We start from the raw sequence: 15,989 nt of genomic DNA, 5'->3' as shown, positions 1-15,989 counted from the left end.
GCCGCACCGCATGCCGTCGGTCGACGCTCCGGCGTGACCGGCGTCCTCCAGGGCCGCCCACGCCTGTTCGAGGAAGAGCCGCTGCTGGGGGTCGGTGTAGGCCGCCTCGCGGCCCGACAACTTGAAGAACCGCGCGTCGAATTGGTCGATGCCGTCGAGGAAACTGCCGTCGCGGCAGGTCAGTTCGTCCTCGCCGTACGCCGAGAGGTCCCACCTGTCGATCGGTCCTACGAGGTCGTCGCCCGCCGCCAGGTGCCGCCACAGAGCGTCGAGGTCGTCCGAGCCGGCGAAGCGGCCGCTGACGCCCACGATGGCGACGGGTTCGCGGGTGCCGCCGCCGTCGCGGCGGCCGGCGAGGGCGGCCATGTCCTGCGGTGCGAGCGCGGTGTCCTCCGGGGCGGCGGCCCGTCGGGGCGCCGCTGCGGGTACGGGCTCCGTGGCGGGGGCGGGTCCGGTCACGGGCTCAGGTGCCTCCCCGGCCACGGGCTCAACTCCCGGCGCGCGGGCGGGATTCCGCCCGTCCCGCCGCCCGTCCTGCGCCGCTGCGGACGGCACGGGTGCCGCCGGAAGCGTGGGCCGGTGGTCCCGCACGATGTGGTCCGCCAGCTCGTCCACGCTGCGGTGATCGAAGATCACGGTCGTCAGCAGGTCCAGCCCCAGCTCCTGGTTGAGGCGCTGCACGAACCGTGCGCCGACGATCGAGTCGAGCCCGACGTCGGCGAAGGCCCCGCTCCTGTCGATCCGCTCCACCGGCAGCCGCAGCGCGTCCGCCAGCTCCGCCTCGACCACGTCCGCCACCCGGGACAGGCCCGCGCCGCCGGGCGCCGCCGGGTCCGACTCCCCGGTCGCGTCCGCTGTTCCGGGCACGACGGCCGTCTCCCGTACGACGCCGGACTCCGCCGCGCCCTGCCGCGGTTCGCCCGATGCCGCCGCGTCCGCGTCCGCCGCGGGCCCGCGTACCAGTCCGTCGCTGTGGGCGATCACGATCTGCTGGCCCAGCGCGGAGGCGTCCCGCGCCGGGTCGTCGACGCCGGTGAAGCCCTCCTGCACCAGCACCCGGCGCCAGCTCTCCGGGGCCAGCGCCGGACTGCCCGGCACCCGCAGCTCCGCGTCGCCGTAGAGCCACCAGCCGTCCAGCAGACCGAAGGTGAGGTGGTTGACGAGGTAGAAGCCGCTGATCTCGTTCAGCGCCAGCATTCCCCCGCCGCGCAGCAGCGACTTGGCGTGCCGCAGGGCGGTGCGTACGTCGCCCGTCGCGTGCAGGACGTTCGCCGCGATCACCACGTCGTACGCACCGGGCTCGAAGCCCTGCGCGTGCGGCGGCCGGGACACGTCGAGGACCCGGCACGCGAGGTGGTCGCGGGTCGCGCCGAGGGTGTCCTCGGCCTGCTGAAGGAAGGCGACCGACAGATCGGTGAAGCAGTACTCGGCGACGTCCAGACCGGCGCGCTCCAGCCGTTCGAGCACGGGGACCGTCGTTCCGCCGGTGCCGGCGCCGATCTCCAGTACGCGGAGCCGGGCCCCCGGGTCTGCCTGCCGGCGGGCGTGCAGGAAGGCCGCGACCTGTCCTGCCAGGACGGCGTTGAAGTGCGAGGCCACCGCGTTGTCCCGGTAGACGCCCTCCACAAGTGAGAACGATCCGTCGGGGAAGAGCACGTCGGTCGCGGGAACGCGTCCGTGCAGGATGTCCGCGAGGGCGGGCAGCGTACGGCTCAACAGGGCTGTGGGCGCCCGGAGATCGGAGTGACCGGCCGCCCAGCGCTCCGCGTTCCGCTGCCACTCGGCGAGACAGTCGCCGGCGTCCCGCGCGGTGGGGGCGTGGGCGCTCCAGTCGCCGCTCGGGTCGATGAGCGCGTGCTCCCGGAGGGTCCGCAGCGTGGCGGCGAGCCAGCCGCCGAAGCGCTCGTCCACGTTCGCCGCCGCGTCCGTGCCGGGGCCGAAGCCGTCGGCCGGGCGGTGCAGGCCCGCACGCCGCAGTCCGGCCGCCACGACCCGGCACAGCAGGGCGTCGATCTCGCCGGGCACGGGGCCCGCGTGGTGTTCCGCCAGCCCGGCGGGCAGCGCCTCGGGGGCCGCGACGGCGGTCGAAGTCCGGCCGTGCGAAAGCGCGTTGAGGGTCTCCCCGGCGATCACGCCCTCCACGGGCAGCGGACGGCCGAGCCGCATGAAGCCGATCTCGTCGAGGGGACCGGACAGCAGCCCTTCCAGGGCCTCCATGGCGGACGCGGCCTCGATCGGCGCGAGTCCCATGCCGGTCACACCGCGCAGCACCTCGTCGGTGACGTTGCCCCAGTAGCCCCAGTTGACGACCTTCACGGGGCAGCCCAACTCCCGGCCGAGCCGGGGGGCGAGGGCGTCCTCGTAGGCGCAGGCAGCCGCGTAGTGCGCCTGATGGGAGTTGCGTATGAAGCTGACGAGCGACGAGACCAGCAGGACGAAGTCGAGCCGCTGTCCGGCGAAGACGTCGGCCAGGTGGACGGCCGGGTCGGCCTTGGCGGCGAGGGTCGCCTCCAGCTCCGGCTCGCTCATCTCGGCGAGCAGCGTGTGGCTGAAGACCATCGCCAGGTGCACGACGCCGTCGACGCGTCCGTGCCGCCGGATCACCTCGTCCCGTGCTCGGGCGAGCGCGGCCGGATCGGTGGCGTCGGCGGACAGATACTCGGGGGCGCGTCCGCCCGCGGCCTCGGCGACCCGGGCCGCGTGGGCCCGCACTGACTCGTCCTCCGCACGGCGGCCCACCCACACCACGCGTGCGTCGTGACGGCGCAGCAGATGCTCGCTGAGGACGGCGCCGAGGTCGCCCGCGCCGCCGATCAGCACGTAGACGCCGCCGCGGCGGAAGCCGCCGTTCGCAGCGGGCACGGACCGCTCGACGTCGACGGACCGCTCCACGTCCGCGGGCCGCAGCGCGCCGACGGGCAGGAGCCTGCGGCTCAGCCACTGGCCGCCCCGGCGGGCGAGGGGATGCGCGCGGCGGTCGGCGGGCAGCGCGAAGACCTCGGCGGGGACGAAGGGTTCGCCGTCGGTCAGGTCCACCGCGCGGACACTCCAGTACGGCTGCTCCTTGGCCAGCCCTCCGACGAGACCGTGCAGTGCGGCCTGCGCCGGGTCCGCGCCGCCGGCGCGGTCCGGGTCGAACGCGTCGCGCGTCAGCAGCGTCAGGCCGAACCGCCGCTCGTCGCCGACGGTCGCCGACAGCGCCTGGAGCAGCCTGAACAGCCCGCGTACGGCGGTGCGTCGGGCCTCGACGCGCTGCCGCGCACCGTGCTGTGCGGCGGGCGTCGGGACCTGCACGACAACATGGTCGAAGGCGCCCGCGGCGGCCAGCGCCCGGCGGACCTCCGCCACGGAGGGCTCTCCCGCCCCCGCCGCCGAATCCGGCCACGAGGCCGGCTCCGGGTCTCCGTACGCATCCAGCTCCGCGAGGGTCACCACGCCGGACCCGTACGCGTCGAGCGCGGCGCGGGCCTCCGGCTCCAGGCCGACCGCCAGTACGCGCTCCGTGGGCGACGGGAGCGCGGCGTCGCCCTGCGGGCGTACCGGCTCCCAGACCGGATGCAACGTGAGGTCCCCGGCGGGCAGTTCACGCTGCTGCTCGTGCCGCGCCGCCGGTGCCGAGCCGTCCCGGGAGGTGACGCGGGAGGTGACGGCGGACGCGCCGACTCCCTTGGCCGCCAAGGGAGTTGCGGAGCGGGCGGGCGCCGCGGAACCGGCGGGAGTCACGGACGCCTCCGCGAACACGGGCCCGGACGCGGGCTCCGGGAGCCCGTCGTTCCACCAGTACTTCTCCCGCGCGAAGGGGTAGCCGGGCAGGCCGACCTTGCGCGGCCGGGGCCCCTCCTCGTAGGCGCGGGGCCAGTCCACGTCCAGGCCGTCGATCCACGCCTCCGCCAGCGGCGCCAGCCTCCGTCGGCGCATCCAGCGCAGGACGGTCTCCTGGAAGTCCTCGTCGCGGGCGAGGTCTTGGGCCAGTCCGCCCGCTGCCCCGTCCGTACGCATCCGGGCGCCCTGCGGCAGATCCGTACCCCTGGCGCAGGCGTCGAGCGCGTCGACGAGGACGGGCAGCGCGCTCGTCACCACGGCGAAACGGGCGCGCATCGCCTCCCGGCCGACCTGGAGGGTGTAGGCGATGTCCGGCAGATCGGCGTCGCTCCACTCGCCCGAGCGCAGCGCGTCCCGCAGGCGTCCGGCGTACTCGCGCAGCCGCTCGCCGTCCCGCGCGGAGAGCACCGCGACGACCGGCTCGGGGGAGGCGGGGCGCGGCTCCGCCTCGGGCGCCGCACGCTCCTCGACGTACTCCTCGACCAGCACATGGGCGTTCGAGCCGCCCGCGCCGAACGCGGAGACGCCGCCGAGGCGGGGGCGCTGCCCTCGGCGCGGCCACGGCGCCGCCTCCCGCTGGAGCACGAACGGACCGCTGCCGAAGTCGATCTCGGGGTTGGTGCGTTCGGCGTGCAGCGTCGGTACGAACGTGCCGTGGCGCATCTGGAGCAGCAGCTTGGCCAGGCCCGCGGCGCCCGCGGCCGACTCCAGATGCCCGACGTTGGACTTGGCCGAGCCCAGGGAGCAGAAGTTCCGGTCGTCGGTGAACTCGCCGAAGGCGGCGGTCAGTCCGGCGATCTCGACGGGGTCGCCGAGTGCGGTGCCCGTACCGTGCGCCTCGATGCAGCCGATGTCGCGCGGGTCGACGCCGGACCCGCGCCACGCGGCGCGGATCACGGACGCCTGAGCGAGCGGGTTGGGGACCGTGAAGCCGTGTGTGCGGCCGCCGTGGTTCACGGCGCTGCCGCGGATCACGCCGAGCACGCGGTCGCCGTCGGCGACGGCGTCGGCCAGCGGGCGCAGCAGGAGCGCGCCCACGCCCTCGCCCGGCACGTAGCCGTCGCCGCCCGCGCCGAAGCTGCGGCAGCGCCCGTCCGTCGAGGCGAACTGCCCCTCGCCGATCATCAGATACTTGCTCGGGTGCAGCGACAGGTTCACGCCGCCCGCCACCGCGGAGGCGCACTCGCCGCGCCGGATCGCGGCACAGGCGAGATGGACGGCGGTGAGCGCCGAGGCGCACATCGTGTCCACGGCGACGCTCGGCCCGGAGGCGTCCAGGAAGTACGAGAGGCGGTTCGCGATCGAGGCGAGGCTGCCCGGCACCACCACGGGTTCGCCCCGGACGCTCTGCTCGGCGCCGTAGAGCTGGTACTCGGAGTACATCGCGCCCACGAAGACTCCGATGTCGCCGCCGTCCTGCGGCACGCGGTCCCGTGCGGCGGCGCGCAGCGAGGCCCGCGTGTGGCCCGCGTCCTCCAGCGCCGTCCACGCGCACTGGAGGAAGAGCCGCTCCTGCGGGTCCATGGTGGACGCGGCCTTCGGCGAGATGCCGAAGAAGAGGGGGTCGAACTCGTCGACGCCGTCGAGGAATCCGCCCCACTTGCTGTACGTCCTGCCGGGCACGCCGCGGCGCTCGTCGTAGTAACGGCCGTGGTCCCAGCGGTCGTCGGGGATCTCGGTGACGCTGTCCCGTCCCGCGAGGAGGTTCTCCCAGAAGGCGTCCAGGTCGGCGGCCCCGGGGTAGCGGCCGGCCATGCCGACGACGGCGATGGCGGTGTCGGTGCCAGTGGTGCCGTACGCGGGGACGGCAGGTGCCGCGGTGGACGGTGCGGGTGTGAACTCCGCGGCGGAGGGCGCCGGTTGGGCGCCGCCGGGCGCGATGTGCTCGACGGGCTCACGCCCGCCGGGCCCGCCGGGCTCCGGCTCCGTGCCGCTCGGCCGCGTACCTTCGGGCGCCGTACCGGCGTCCGCGTCCGCGCCGACGAGTGCGGCGAGGGCTTCCGGCTGGGTGCGGAGGAAGTGCTCCACGAGGCCGTCGACGGTGCGTACTTCGAAGAAGAGCGTGCTGCCGACGCCGTCGAGCACCTTGCGCACGGCGTCGGTGAGCTGGACGACGAGGATCGAGTCGATGCCGTAGCGCTCGAAGGGCACGTCGGCCCGGATGTCGCCGACGGGGAGCTGGAGCACGTCCGCGACGAGCCCACGGAAGAGATCACGGGCCGCGTCCGTCACGCGCGCCGTGGGGTCCTCGCCGCCTCCGGCGGGTACGGCCGCGCTGACCACGGGGTCCGGGGTCACGGAGCGCGCGGCGACGGCCGCTGCGACGGGGGCAGTTGAGGACCGCGGCTCCTCGGCCCCGGCTCCCGCGCCCGGGACGGCCCCGGCCTCCGGCAGCGTCCCCCGGAACGCGGAGACGCCGCCCGGCCGCGGCTGCCGCACCTCCCCGTCGCTCTCCGCGACGATCACCTGCTGGCCGAGATCGTCGGCCCCCTCGGCGGCGACGAACGCCTCCCGGAAGCCCACCTCCGCCAGCACGCGGCGCCAGCTCTCCGGCGCCAGACCCGGCGATCCGGCGATGCGCGGCGCCGGGTCGTCGTAGAGCCACCAGCCGTCCAGCAGGCCGAAGGTGAGGTGGCTGAAGAGGATGTTGCCGCTCAGCTCGTTCAGCAGCAGCAGTCCGCCGGCGCGGGCCGCGGCCTTCGCGTTGCGCAAGGTGTTGCGGATGTTGCCCGTCGCGTGCAGCACGTTCGTGGCGATCACGACGTCGTGTCCGCCGACCTCGACCGGCTGCCCGTCGAGCGGCTTCTCCGCGTCGAAGAGCTGCGTCTCCAGATACGGCGCGAGCTCGCCGTACTCGCGCCGGGCGTGCAGCAGGAACGCCTTGGAGATGTCCGTGTAGGTGTACTTGTCGATATGCCGCGCCAGCGGCCGCAGCCGCCGGAAGACCACGGAGCTGGTGCCCCCGGTGCCCGCGCCTATCTCCAGGATGCGCAGCCGCGCCGACGGGTCCTGCCGCAACCGGTGTTCGAGATACGCGACGAGGGTGTCGGCGAGGACGTCGTTGAAGTAGTCCGCGACCGGGTTGTTCTTGTAGACGGCCTCCACGAGCCGCAGCGAGGCGTCCGGGAACATCACGTCGGTTGCGCGGCGGCGCCCCGTGAGGATGCCGGTCAGCTCGCGCAGCGTCGTGTCGACCAGTACGGCCTGCGCGCGCTTGGCCTCGTCCGCGAGCCAGCGGTGCCGCTCGCGGTCCCACTCCGCCCACGCGTCCTCGGTGGCGACGGGCCGCGGGTCGACGGCCGCGTACCGGCCCGCACCGTCCTGCCCGTCCGCCCCTTCGCGGCGCAGACGTCCGGCGGCGGTCAGCACGTCGAGGCTGTGCTCCGTCCAGCGCTGGTAGCGCTCCTCGACGCCGCCGACGGAGCGCCACTCGGCGGCGGTGGCCGCGCGCCCGTCGCGGAAGAGACCCAGCGACGTCAGCAGCGCCCAGGTGATCCGCACGAGGGCGTCGTGCATGGACCCCGCGTGGCCGTCGGCCTGCGCCCGAAGCCGCTCGATCTCCGCGCTGCGGTCGGGGCGGGCGGCGCGCAGGGCTCCGGCGAGCGCGGGTGCGGGCGCCGACGAGGCGTTCGGCAGCCGCCGCAGCTCGTCGTCGTCGTAGATGCCGTCGATGCTCCGGCTGTCGGACGCCTTGAGCAGGGCGAGTTGGCGGTACGGGGAGGCCAGCAGCGCGTCGAAGGCGGCCATGCCCTCGTCCGGTTCGATGGAGCCCAGCCCCAGACGGGCCATGCGCTGCCGGTAGCCGTCGGCGGTCACGATGCCGACACCCGCCCAGTAGCCCCAACTCATCACCTTCACGGGGCAGTCGAGGGTGGCGGCGAGATGCTCGGCCCAGGCGTCGGAGAAGGTGCAGCCGGCCGCGTAGTTGGCCTGTCCGGGCGCCTTGAAGAACGACTGCATCGAGGAGAAGAACGCTGCGAACTCCAGCGGCTGCCCGGCGAAGGCCGCCGCCATGTTCACCGCGATCTCGGCCTTGGCGGCGTAGGTGGTACGGAAACCGTCCTCGTCCATCCTGGCCAGGCTCTGGTCGCCGAGGACGATCGCCGTGTGCAGCACGCCGCGCACGGGACCGTGGCGCTGGACGATCTCCGAGACGGCGCGCGAGAGAGCCTCCCGGTCCGTCGCGTCGGCACGTACGTACTCCGGGCGCGGGCCGCAGGACGCGAGGCGGTCCTGGAGCGCGGCGATCGTGGCGTCATGGGGGCGGCGGCCGATCCAGACCACACGGGCGCCGTGACGGCGCATCATGTGTTCGGTCCACACGGTGCCGATGCCGCCCGCGCCGCCGATGGCCACGACGACGCCGGGCTCGCGCAGCACGGTGGGGGCAGCGCCGCCGGCGGAGGCGTGCTCGCCGGGGCGGTCGTCGCCCGGGCCGTCGGTACGGGCGGCTCGCTCGCCCGCGGCGCCAGTCGGGCAGGCGGCGCCGTCCGCCGGGGACACCTCCAGCAGCCGCTGCCGATACCACTCCCCGTGCCGCTGGGCCAGCACCTCGCCGCGCGGGTCCGCGGGAAGCGACAGCACCTCCGGCCACGGGACAGGGGCGTCCCGCTCGACGTCGGCGCCCCTGACGCGCCAGTGCGGATACTCCTTGGCCAGGGTGCCGAGCAGCCCGTGCACCCCTGCGTGGGCCGGTTCGCAGTCCGCGTCGCCGGGCAGCCGGCGGGCCTGGCGCGTCACGGCGGTGAAGCCGAGCTCCCGGGCGTCCGCGCCGTTCGCCAGCAGCGCCTTGACGAGGCGGAAGACGGCGACAGCTCCGTCGGTCCCGGCGGCGTGCGGATCGGTCGCGGAAGCCGCGCCGGGCTCGGCGGGCGCGACCCAGAAGACGTGGTCGACGCCGGAGGGCAGCAGCGCGGCGAGCTGTCCGGCCGTCGCGTCGCCGGTCGTGCCGGTCGCATCCGGCACCGTGACGTCCGCGAAGTGGCGGCGCAGCCCGGCCTGTTCGTCCGGGGTGCCGCCGAGCAGCGCGACGCGGGACCCGGGCGCGGGCCAGCGCGGGGCGGGCGCCTCGGGCTGCGCGTCCCACACCGGGGCCAGCAACTGTGCGCGGGGGACGTCGCCCGCGTCCGCACGGTCGGCGCCCGTACCGTCGGAAGTGCCCGTACCGGCGCCCGTACCGTGACCGACGCTCCGGGAGGCGTAGCCGCGGAGGCTCACGCACAGCCGTCCGCCGTCGTCGTAGAGGTCGATGTCCGTCTTCGTCACACCCCCGGCCCGGCCGGGAGCGTAACCGTCCGACCAGCGCAGATGGGCCCACATGCGGTCGGTGGTGGGGGCCAGTACGTCCACGGCGTCCAGGGCGAACGGCAGCGCGGGCGCGCCTGGGCGCTCGCCGAGGGCGCCGGTCTCGTCGCCGTACAGACCGACGACGGCCTGGATGGCGCTGTCGAGCATCGCCGGATGCAGCCCGAACGTGCTGCTGCCGGTGCCCGACCGCGCTGGCAGCACCAGCCGGGCCAGGACCTCGCCGTCCCCCACGGACAGGGACTCGATCGCGCGCAGCCGTTCGCCGTGCCGGATGCCGACGGCCTCCAGCGCCTCCCGGCACTGCTGCCGAGTCAGCGACCGCCGTGCGCAGCGCTCCCGCAGGGTCGCAAGCGGTACGGACGCGGGCGGCGTGCCCGGTGCCGTCAACCGCCCCTGCGCGTGTACGGACTTGCCGTCGCGGCATACGGAGAAGGCGTCGCCGTCGAGGTCGACGCGCAGCTCGGCGCCGCCCTGGCCGACCGGGAAGGGCGCGGGCCACACGATGTCGCGCAGCCCGACGCGAGCGGCGGCCTCGCCGCCGACTGCACGCCGCACGGCCTCCAGCGTCAGCACGCCGGGCAGCACCGCGCGTCCGGCGACATGGTGATCGGCGAGGAAGAACTCCTCACCCGTGAGCAGTTCGCGGTAGGCGGTGCGGGGCCCGCCGTCGCCCGAACCCGCGCCGGGCGGGGCCGAGCCGGGGAGCGCGCCCGGCGAGACGGGCTGCCGCCCGGCCTGCGGCTGCCCGGTCCGCGGCTGACCCGCCTCCGGCTCTCCAGGCTGCGGACGTACGGTCCGCGGCTGCTCGTTGCGGCCCTCGGAGGCCTCCACCCAGTAGCGCTGCCGCTCGAAGGGGTACGTGGGCAGCGACACCAGTCGGCGCGCTCCGGGCGGGAAGCTCTCGGCGAACGGGCCCTCGGCGCCCCGCACATAGGCCACGGCCAGCTCGGACGGCGCGAGTCCGCCCGCCGAGGAGCCGAGCGGCGTTCCGCCGTCGGCGACCCCGTACAGCACCATGTCGTAGGCGTCGTCGGGCACGATGCCCGGCCCGGCGGGGGCCGTCCCGGTGAGCGCCCCGGCGCCCTCCCCGGTGTCGGCGAGCCAGGCATGCAGACGGGAGGCGAGTTCGGGCAGCCCGTCAGCGACGACGGCCAGCCGGTGCGCGAAGTGGCCGCGCCCGGCGGCGAGGCTGTAGGCCACCGCTCCGGCGGGCAGAGCCGGTTCGCGTTCGATCCTCGCCAGCAGCCGCCGTGCCGCGTCCCGCAGCGCGGCCGGGGTGCGGGCCGAGAGCAGGAAGGCGAACTCACCGCCGGGGACGGTGACTTCACCTCCGGACGCGGGCCGGTGCTCCTCCAGCACCACGTGCGCGTTGGTGCCGCTGGCGCCGAAGGAGCTGACGGCGGCCCTGCGCGGGCCCTCGCCGGGAGCGGGCCACGAGCGTGCCGTGGTGGCGACGGTGAACGGGCTGCCGGACAGCGGCACGCGGCCGTTGGCCTCGGCGAAGTGCAGGGACGGCGGTATGCACCGGTGCTCCAGCGCCAGCAGCGCCTTCACCACGCCCGCGATGCCGGCGGCGAACTGGGTGTGCCCCAGGTTGGTCTTGACGGACCCCAGGACCACGCTGCCGGCCGGTGCGTGCGCGAACACCCGGCTGAGAGCACGGAATTCGATGGGGTCGCCGAGCTGTGTCCCGGTGCCGTGCGCTTCGACGAACTGGACCCCGCCGGGGGCGACTTCGGCGTGCACCTCGCGCAGCAGCGCCTCCTGCGAGGCGGCGCTGGGCGCGGTGATGCCGTTGGTGGTGCCGTCCTGGTTGATGCCGGTGGCGCGGACGACGCCGTAGACGTGGTCGCCGTCGCGCAGCGCGTCGGACAGCCGCTTCAGTACGACGGCTCCCGCGCCCTCACCCGGTACGAAGCCGTCGGCGCGGGCGTCGAAGCTGTGGCAGCGGCCGGTGGCGGAGAGCATCCCGGCGCGGCTCGCGGCCTCGTACAGGCGCGGCGTCGTCTGGAGGAACACCCCTCCCGCGACGGCCATGCCGGCGGCGCCCGTACGCAGGTCGCGGCAGGCGAGGTGGAGGGAGACCAGGGAGCTGGAGCAGGAGGTGTCGGTGGTGAGGGCCGGGCCCTTCAGATCGAGCTGGTAGGCGATGCGGGACGCCACGACCGAGCCCATCGTGCCCCACAGCGCCTGTGCGGGCGCGCCGCCGCCGAGGCTGTCGTAGTAGTCGCCCGCGTAACAGCCCACGTACACGCCGCAGTTGCGGTCGCGCAGCCGCTCTCCGGTGTAGCCGGCGTCCTCCAGGGCGTTCCAGCACTGCTCCAGGAAGATCCGCTGCTGCGGGTCCATGTGGGCGGCCTCGACTCCGGAGATCGCGAAGAAGACGGGGTCGAACCGGTCCATGCCGCGGACGAAACTGCCGTGGCGGCAGGTCACTTCGTCGCTCAGCTCCCAGCGGGTGACCGGCTCGATGAGGTCGTCCCCGGCCAGCAGGTGGTCCCACAGGGCACGGGGGTCCTCGGCGTCGGCGTAGCGGGCGGCCATGCCGACGACGGCGATCGCGTCGTCCTCCGGGGCCCTGACCGCGGCCAGGGCCGGAACCGGAGCCGTGGCCGGGGCGGCGGGGGCCGGGGCGGCCGTGGCCGGGGCGGCGGAAACGGCCGGGACGCCCACCGCGTCACCGACGTTGTCGGTGAGGAACGCCCGGAGGCGTTCGGCGGTCCCGTGGTCGAAGAGATCGGTGGTCTCCAGGCCTGTGCCCAGCGCCTCGTTGAGGGTGTTGACCAGGTGGACGCCGAGGATGGAGTCGAGTCCGTAGTCCGCGAAGGGGCGGCGCGGATCGATCTCCGAGGGCTCCATCTGAAGGGCTTCGGCGAGCGCGTCGAACAGCACCCGCCGGATGTGCTCGCGCGCCTGCTCCCGTGCCCGTACACCGTCCGCGCTCTCCACGGCGGCGTCCACCGACGTCACGTTCGTCGAAGTCGCCTCCGCCGAGGGTGAGTTGAGCGCGGTGGCTGACGGAGCCGTGCCCGTCGCGGGCGCGGCGCCGGGTGCGGGCGCCGCGCCGTGGGCGGCGCCATACGTACCGGCTTCCTGCCGCACGTCCACCGGACCGGGCCAGAAGCGGCGCCCGGCGAACGGGTATCCCGGCAGATGAACGCGGTCGGGCACCCGGCCGTCCGGATAGAGCAGGCTCCACTCCAGCGGCATGCCCTTGGCCCAGAACGCGGCCAGCTCCGCCCACTCGCCCCGCTCGATCCAGCGTTCGACGAGCGCCTGGAGCTCGTCCTTCCCGGCCAGCGCGCTCAGCGCCTCACCGGTCGCGCGCACCAGGCCCCGGTGCCAGGGGCCCTCGCTCTCCGGAGCCGCGACGAAGGCACGCAGCTGGTCGAGCCAGTCGGCGGGCGTGGCCGCGACGCAGCACAGCCGCTCGTTCATCGCCTCACGGCCGGTCTGGAGCGTCGCCGCGACCGACGTCAGATCGACGGCCGGACCGGCTGCCTCGCGGGCGACCAGCCACTCCGCCATCTGCTCGGCACGGGCACACAGATCCTCGGGGGTCCGGGCGGAGAGCGGCAGCAGCACCGGGTTCGCCGTCGCGGCCGCCACGCCGGGTACTGCCGGTGCGGAACGACGCGGCTCCGCGGAGCGTGCGTACTCGGCGACGATCACATGGGCGTTCGCCCCGCCGGCGCCGAACGACGACAGCCCCGCGATCCGCGGACCGTCCTGCCCGGGCCGCGTCCACGGCGCCGCCGAGGTCTGGAGCGCGAAGGGGACGGAGCCGAAGTCGATGTCGGGGTTGGGCTGTTCGGCGTGGAGCGTCGGCGCCAGCTCGCCGTGGCGAAGCTGGAGCACGAGCTTCGTCAGCCCGGCGATGCCCGCCGCGGCCTCCAGGTGGCCGATGTTGGACTTCACCGAACTGAGGGCGCACGGCGGCGTGTCGTCACCGCGACCGCTGAACGCCTGTGTCAGGCCGTCGACTTCGACGGGATCTCCGAGCGCGGTGCCCGTGCCGTGCGCCTCGATGCAGGAGACCTCGTCGGCGGTCACGCCCGCGCGGTCGAGCGCCTCGCGGATCAGCTCCGCCTGCGCCCGGGGGTTGGGCACGGTGTAACCGTTGGTGCGGCCACCGTGGTTGATGGCCGAGCCGAGGATCACCGCGTGCACGGGGTCGCCGTCGGCCTCGGCCCGCGACAGAGGCTTCAGCAGCACCGTTCCGACACCTTCGCCGGGTACGAAGCCGTCGCCGCCCGCGCCGAAGCTGCGGCACCGGCCGCCTCCGGCGAGCATCCGCGAACGGCACAGGTCCACGTAAGTGGAGGGATGCAGATAGAGGTTGACGCCGCCCGCGATGGCCAGCTCGCACGCGCCGTGCCGCAGGTGCTCGCACGCCTCGTGCACCGCCGTGAGCGACGCCGAGCACATGGTGTCCACGGGCATGCTGGGGCCGCGCAGATCGAGCAGATAGGAGACCCGGTTCGCCAGGGAGCCGAACGACGTACGGGGAGCGGCGGGCGGCAGTCCGCCCCCGGTCCTGGCGGGACGGTGCCGGTCGTAGCCGGTCTTGGTGATTCCCGCGAACACCCCCACGCGGGAGGCGTGTTGCTCGGCGAGGCGCTGCCGCGTGTAGCCCGCGTCCTCCAGCACGGACCACGCGCTCTCCACGAACAGCCGCTCCTGCGGGTCCATGTCGGCGGCCTCGCGCGGCGCGACGCCGAAGAACAGCGCGTCGAACTCCGCGAACCGGTCGAGGAACGCGCCCCACTTGCTGTAACTCGCGCCCGTGCGCACCGCGCGCTCGACGTCGGGCTCGAAGAAGCCGTCGAGGGACCAGCGTTCGGCCGGGATCTCGGTGACGCTGTCCCGGCCCGCGCGCAGGTTCTCCCAGAAGGCGTCCAGGGTGGGCGCGCCGGGGTAGCGCCCGTGCAGCCCGATGACGGCGATCGGCTCGTCGGCACCGGTCGTACGGGCGGACGCCGCGGCAGGCAGGGACGCGGGCGCCGGCCCCGGTACGGAGGCTGCCGTACCGGGCGCTGCCGTGCGGGGCGCTGCCGTACGAGGCGCTGCCGTACGTGCGGACCCGGCCGGAGCGGAGGTCGCCGAACGGTCGGCCACCGAAGGGGAGTCCGCGTCGGCGAGCCAGCGGCGGCAGCCCTCCGGATGGTGCTCGGCCAGATGGCCCGCCAGGTCCTGGAGCGTCGGGTACTGGTACAGCAGCGTCTTGGGCAGCGCCCCGAACCACTGCGCGAAGCGGCGGTTGAGGCGGGTGACGGCGAGCGAGTCGATGCCGAAGCCGTCCAGGGGCGCGGCGGCGTCCAGCCGGTCCGCGTCCAACCGCACGGTCTCGGCGACGAGTTGCTTCAGGACGGGCAGTACCCGGGATCGCAGGGAGCGCAGTTCCACAGCCGGTTTCCCCTTCCCGTCCCCCTCCGGGGGCACGGCGTCTGTCTGGTCCCCGCAGGCGGCGGACGGCCGCTCGCCCCCGGCATCGTCCGGGCGCCGGTCCCGGTGCTCGTCCACGTCCTCGTCCGCGGCCTCTTGCGGGACCTCGCCCGGGGTCTCGTCCGCGTCGTCCCTGACCAGGACGTGCGGCGTACCGAGGGCGAGCGCGGTGTGCAGCGCCGTGAGCGCCGTGTCCGTGGCCAGCGGGCGGCCGAACCGCTCTGCGATCTCGGCCAGTTGCTCGTCCGGCACGCTCATCCCGCCGTCCCGCCACAGCGGCCAGCCGACCGAGAGGCTCACGCCCCGGCGCTCGCCCGCGCCGGCCAGCGCGGCCCGGTGGGTCTGGTACGCGTCGAGGAAGCCGTTGGCTGCGGCATAACCGGCCTGTCCGGCGTTGCCGAGGGTCCCGGCGCCGGAGGAGAAGGCGGCCAGGAAGTCCAGCGGCAGATCGCGCGTGGCCTCGTCGAGGTTGACGAGACCGGCCGTCTTGGGCGCCAGTACGCGCTGGGTCTCCTGGTGGGACGCGCGGATCAGATAGCCGTCGCCGAGCACCCCGGCCGCGTGCACGACGCCGTCCAACCTGCCGTGTGTACGCAGGACTTGGCCGACCAGCGCGGCCACCGCGTCCGGGTCGGTGACGTCCACGCGGTGGTATTCGCTCCCCGCGTCCGGCGTACCCGGCACGGACTCCCCCGGTGCGCCGCGGCCGCACAGGACCGTACGGGCGTCGGGCACATGCCTGTGTATGCCGGCGACGAGCAGCCGTCCGATGCCCCCCGCGCCACCGGTGATCAGATAGACGCCGCCGGGCCGCCAGACCGGCTCGGGCGCCTGAGCCGGGACGGACGCGCCCGCGGGCGGGGGCCCCGGCGCGATGGTCCAGTGGCGCACCTGCCGTGCGCTGCCCGTACGCCGAACGTGGTCCGCGGGCTCTCCCGCCTCCTGCTCCAGGACACGGGCCAGCTCCGTCCCGTCCGGCAGCCGGTCGAACTCGATGAGCTGGCCGCGCAGTCGCGGGTCCTCCAGTGCCGCCGTACGCAGCATTCCGAGGAGGCCGGCCCAGCCGTACGGGGTGGCCTCCCGGCACACCAACTGCACCCGGCACGGCCCGGCCTCCGGGCGGCCCAGCAGCCGCTGAAGCTCGGCGAGCAGCCGGGTCGCGGCGTGCTCGTACGCGGCGGCGGGCCCGTCGTCCCGGCTCTCGACCGCGACGACCGAAAGGCGGGGCGACTGCCGCCTCAGCAGGGCGAGTTCCGCTTCCGCGACGTCGCACAGGACGGCCAGCCGACGGACACCGGCCGGTGCCGTCTGCCCGCGCGACGGCTCGTCCCGCCATGCCGGCACACGCACGATGTTTCGACTCACTGTGAGATCCGTTCCAGGTCACGGGGCGGCGCTGGGCCGCTCGTTGCGAG

General features: G+C 74.9%; 1 protein-coding gene (cut by a window edge). It reads right to left on the bottom strand.

The features are described 5' to 3' along the window. A protein-coding gene (locus QQM67_RS04030) for an SDR family NAD(P)-dependent oxidoreductase (protein WP_314172113.1) crosses the window boundary here: on the bottom strand, positions 1–15,939 show its 5' portion. 9,207 nt of this gene lie to the left of the window's left edge; the window shows 15,939 of its 25,146 coding nt (coding positions 1–15,939); its start codon is at positions 15,937–15,939; its stop codon lies beyond the left edge, outside the window. Positions 15,940–15,989 lie beyond the last annotated feature (50 nt).

The organism is Streptomyces winkii (genome assembly GCF_032248595.1).
In the GTDB taxonomy this organism is placed as follows: Bacteria; Actinomycetota; Actinomycetes; order Streptomycetales; family Streptomycetaceae; genus Streptomyces; species Streptomyces winkii.
Note: the sequence above shows the minus strand (reverse complement) of the source record. Positions and strands in the feature narration are given on the sequence as shown.